Below are 5,011 nucleotides of genomic sequence, written 5' to 3'. Positions count from 1 at the left end.
TCGATGTGCTCCGCCGCTGTTTCCCGAGCCGGTTCGCCGACTGGAAGCCCGCGCTCAGACCTTCTGGTCGAGCTTGAGTGTGCGGGTCGACCGCTCGAACTGCTCGGCGAACAGACCCGGTTCGGCGGCCAGGTCGCGCCCGAGGGACGGGATCATCTCCTCGAGCGCGGGCTTCCAGTCGGCGAACCGGCTCGGGAAACAGCGGCGGAGCACATCGACCATCGCGTCGACCGCGGTCGAGGCACCGGGGGAAGCACCCAGCAGACCGGCGATCGACCCGTCGGCCGCGTTGACCACCGCGGTCCCGAACTCGAGCGTGCCACCGCGACCGTTGGGCTTGATCACCTGGACGCGTTGCCCGGCGACGACCTTCTCCCACTCCCCGTCCTGCGCGGACGGCACGAAATCGCGGAGTGCGTCGACACGCGCGCCGTGGTTCTTGGCCAGCTCGGTGATGAGGTACTTGACCAGGCCCATCTCGGTGAGGCCGATGTTGGCCATGGGCAACAGGTTCCCCGGCCGGACGCTCGAGGGCAGGTCCAGGAAACTGCCCATCTTGAGGAACTTCGGGGTCCATCCGGCGAACGGGCCGAAGAGCAGCCCCTTCTTGCCGTCGATGACACGGGTGTCGAGGTGCGGCACCGACATCGGTGGCGCACCGACCGACGCCTGGCTGTAGACCTTGGCCTGGTGCTGGTCGATGAGGTCGGGATTGGTGCAGCGGAGCCACTGGCCTCCGACGGGGAACCCGCCGATGCCCTTGATCTCCGGGATACCCGACTTCTGCAGGAGGTGCAGGGCCCCGCCGCCCGCTCCCACGAAGACGAACTTCGCGTCCACCGTGCGCTCGTCCCCGGTGTGGCGGTTGGCAACGGTCAGCCGCCAGGTCCCGTCGGTGTTGCGCTCGAGGTCCTTGACCTGGTTCTGGTAGTGGACCTCGGTGCCGGTCCTGGTCAGGTACTTCACGAACTGACGGGTGAGAGCACCGAAGTTCACATCGGTGCCGTTGTCGAAGTAGCTGAGGGCGAAGGGCTGCTCCGGGGAGCGGCCCCGGGCCATGAGGGGAACACGACGCTCGAGCTCCCCGAAGTCGGTGGTGTGGCCCATCCCGGGGAACAGGGGGTGACCCGCGAGCCTGTCGTACCGCTTCTGCAGGTACGCCTGGCCGGCCTCGCCGGAGACGAAACTCATGTGCGGGACCGGGCGGATCCACTCCGTCGGGTCACCGAGGATCGTGTTCTCCACGGCATAGGACCAGAACTGCCGGGAGACCTGGAACTTCTCGTTGACGCTCACGGCCTTGGTGATGTCCACGTCGCCGTCGGCGGTCTTGGGCGAGTAGTTGAGTTCGCAGAGCGCGGAGTGGCCGGTCCCGGCGTTGTTCCACGCATCGGACGACTCCAGCGCGGGGCCCTCGAGGCGCTCGAAGATCTCGATCTGCCAGTCGGGCTGGAGGCGACGCAGGAGAGCACCGAGCGTCGCGCTCATGGTGCCCGCGCCGATGAGCGCCACATCAGTCGTTCCGTGCTTTGCCACCTGGTCTGAAGTCACCGGCTACCCTCGCTATTTGGTCGTGGACCCGAATCGGACACGTCACGGGCCCGTCCTGGGACCCCGCGTCCACCGGGTCCCAAGACTACTCACCGGACCTCCCCCTCGGCACACCGGACTAGGGTGGTCGTCGTGTCTCCGCCCTCCCCCGATGCCGTCGCCCCCACCGGATCCGATGCGCGGTGGATCCCGGACCTGCTGGGGCCGTCCTACCGTCGTCTCGAGCTGCCACTCGGGACCGATCCGGACGGTGAGGGACCCATCTCCGCCACCCTGGTCCGGCACGAGGACTCACCGGATCAGCCGGTCGCGGCGCTGCTGGTGGTCCACGGACTGTCCGACTACTTCTTCCACACCCATCTCGCCGAGTTCCTCGCCGATCGGGGGATCGCCACCTACGGGGTGGACCTGCGCAAGTGCGGCCGCTCCAGGCGGGACGGACTGACGCCGCACTTCATCACCGACCTGGAGAGATACGACGAGGAACTCGACCGGTCGCTCGACGTGATCACCGCCGACCACCCGGGTCTGCCTGTCCTCGTGGCCGCGCACTCTACCGGAGGGCTCGTGGTGCCGTTGTGGCTCGCCCGCCGCCGCGACAGGGGCGCACTGGATCCCGTCGTCGGGCTGGTCCTGAACTCTCCCTGGTTCCAGCTCGACCTGCCCGACCGCGCGCGCCGGCTGGTGGACCCGGTCATCCGTGCCCTCGGTTCCGCCAGGCCCTACTACCGGCTCCCGCTGAAGACCTCGGACCGGTACGTGGTGAGCACCCACATCGATCATGACGGGGACTTCCACTTCGACACCGAGCTCAAACCCCCGGGCGGGGTGGGGGTCCGGGCCGGCTGGCTCGCGGCCGTCCGCCGCGCGCAGAAGCGCCTGCAGGCCGGGGTCGACCTCCCTCTGCCCGTCCTCCTGCTGCGGTCCACGGCCTCCTCCGTGGGCACCCACCGCGGGGACGGGCCGCCCGACGTCGACACCGACCTGATCCTGGACGTGCGGTCGATGGAGCGGTTCGCCGACCGTGTCTCGGACCGGGTCACGGACATCCCCGTCGACGGCGCCCGACACGACGTGTTCCTCTCCCGCGCGGACGTGCTCGAGGTGGTCTTCGGACACCTCGGCGACTGGTTGGACCAGATCCTCGCACCCCACACCAAGGAGTCCTGACGACAATGACCCAGACCCCCTCCCGTCACTTCGACCTCGTCGTGATCGGTACCGGAAGCGGGAACTCGCTGATCGACGAGTCGTTCGCGGACAAGTCCGTGGCGATCTGCGAGAAGGGAACCTTCGGCGGGACGTGTCTCAACGTGGGCTGTATCCCCACGAAGATGTTCGTCTACGCCGCGGACACCGCCGTCTCGATCACCCACTCGAGCACGTACGGGATCGACTCCACCCTTGACGGTGTCCGGTGGCCCGACATCGTCTCGCGGGTGTTCGATCGTCGGATCGACCCCATCGCCTCGAGCGGTGAGGACTACCGACGGAACCGGTGCGACAACGTCACGGTGTATGACGGTCACGCGAGGTTCGTGGGTCCGCGCACCATCGACACGGGGACCGGGGAGATCATCACGGCCGACTCCGTCGTGATCGCCGCGGGGGCCCGGCCCCTGATCCCCCGGATCGTCACCGACGCCGGCGTCGCCTACTACACCAGCGACGATGTCATGAGGATCCCCGAGCTCCCCAGGTCGATGGTGATCCAGGGCTCCGGCTTCATCGCCTGTGAGTTCGCCCACGTGTTCTCGGCTCTCGGTGTCGAGGTGACCGTGATCGGCCGGTCGGACGTCCTGCTCAAGCACGTGGACCGGGAACTGGCGGAGCGGTTCACCGACCAGGCCCGACTGAGGTGGGACGTCCGGCTCGGGCAGCAGATCACCACGATGACCGCGACCGGCGCGGACCGGCGCGGCGTCGAGGTCACCTTCGAGGACGGGTCGACCTGTTCCGGCGACGCACTCCTGGTGGCGACCGGCCGGATCCCGAACGGCGATCTCCTGGGACTCGAGGCGGCCGGGGTGGAGATGGACATCGAGCGGGTCCGCGTCGACGAGTACGGCCGTACCACGGCCGACGGCGTGTGGGCCTTCGGGGACGTGAGCTCGCCGTACCAGCTCAAGCACGTGGCCAATCACGAGCAGCGGGTGGTCGGGCACAACCTGCGGCACCCGGACGACCTCCATCCCGTGAACCACCGACACGTGCCATGGGCGGTGTTCACCTGGCCCCAGATCGCCTCGGTGGGTCTGACGGAAGTCGAGGCCCGGGAGGCGGGATTCGACATCACGGTGAAGGTCCAGGACTACGGCGACGTGGCGTACGGCTGGGCCATGGAGGACTCGGTCGGATGCTGCAAGCTCATCGCCGACCGGGCGACCGGACTACTCCTGGGCGCCCACATCATGGGCGCCCACGCGCCGTCCCTCATCCAGATCCTCATCCAGGCCATGGAGTTCGAGATCACCGTTCCCGAACTCGCGCGTCGTCAGTACTGGATCCACCCCGCGATGGCCGAGGTGGTCGAGAACGCCCTGTTGGGTCTGGACTTCCCGGACCGGGGCTTCTGAGCCGACGTCGGGGCCACCGCGCCGACCACGCGGGGTCAGCTCCCGCTCGGTAGCGTCAACACCTCGACGCCGTCCTGAGTGACCAGCACGGTGTGTTCGAACTGGGCGGTCCACGCCTTGTCCGCCGTGGTGACGGTCCAGTCGTCGTCCCAGACGTCGAACCCCGGACCACCCAGGGAGATCATCGGCTCGACGGTCAGGGTCATACCGGGCTCGAGGACCTCGGTCCGCGACGGGTCGTCGTAGTGGAGCACCACCAGGCCGTTGTGGAACGTGGGCCCCACGCCGTGCCCGGTGAACTCCCGGACGACCGTGTAGTCGAACCGTCGTGCGTAGGACTCGATGACGCGCCCGATCACGTTGACCTCCCGGCCGGGCCGGATGGCCCTGATCCCCCGGTCCATGGCCTCCCGGGTCCGTTCGACCAGCAGCCTGTTCCCCTCCGAGACGTCGCCGGCCAGGAACGTGGCGTTGGTGTCACCGTGCACCCCGTCGATGTAGGCGGTGACGTCGATGTTGACGATGTCACCGTCCATGATCACCGTGGTGTCGGGGATGCCGTGGCAGATCACCTCGTTGAGGGAGACGCAGCTGGACTTGGGGAAGCCCTTGTACCCCAGGGTCGACGGGTAGGCGCCGTGATCGCACATGTACTCGTGGGCGATCCGGTCGATCTCGTCGGTCGTGACGCCGGGCGCCACAGCTCGCCCGGCCACGGCGAGGGCGTCGGCCGCTATGGTGCACGCGGTGCGCATCGACTCGATCACCTCGGGGGTCTGCACCCACGGCTCACCGTTGGCCTCGTCGACGCGGTCGCGCCAGACGTACTCCGGCCGTGGGATCGACTCGGGCACCGTCCGGATCGGGGTGGGGTCACCGGGGAC

General features: G+C 68.3%; 4 protein-coding genes. 2 read left to right on the top strand and 2 right to left on the bottom strand.

The genetic code is table 11. From position 1 onward, the window contains the following. Nucleotides 1-54 precede the first annotated feature (54 nt). Nucleotides 55-1,551 carry a malate dehydrogenase (quinone) gene (gene mqo / locus IY392_RS08780; protein WP_107756621.1) on the bottom strand — a complete coding sequence of 499 codons (1,497 nt, stop codon included), beginning with the start codon at nucleotides 1,549-1,551 and terminating at the stop codon, nucleotides 55-57. A gap of 132 nt (nucleotides 1,552-1,683) precedes the next feature. Here mqo and IY392_RS08775 point away from each other — a divergent pair, with 132 nt between their 5' ends. After that, entirely contained in the window at nucleotides 1,684-2,721 is a 1,038-nt protein-coding gene (locus IY392_RS08775) for an alpha/beta hydrolase (RefSeq protein WP_309230189.1), read from the top strand. A gap of 5 nt (nucleotides 2,722-2,726) precedes the next feature. Continuing rightward, a complete protein-coding gene (gene mtr, locus IY392_RS08770; protein ID WP_107756623.1) occupies nucleotides 2,727-4,127 on the top strand; it encodes a mycothione reductase in 1,401 nt (466 codons plus the stop codon). Between the two features lie 35 nt (nucleotides 4,128-4,162). Here the strand turns inward: mtr and map are convergent. Continuing rightward, nucleotides 4,163-5,011, bottom strand: an 849-nt coding sequence (map, locus tag IY392_RS08765; protein WP_194861010.1) for a type I methionyl aminopeptidase, incomplete at its 5' end; no start/stop codon positions are given.

Source organism: Dietzia sp. SYD-A1 (assembly GCF_015356725.1).
Lineage (GTDB): Bacteria > Actinomycetota > Actinomycetes > Mycobacteriales > Mycobacteriaceae > Dietzia.
This window is presented reverse-complemented; position numbering and strand designations above follow the sequence as displayed.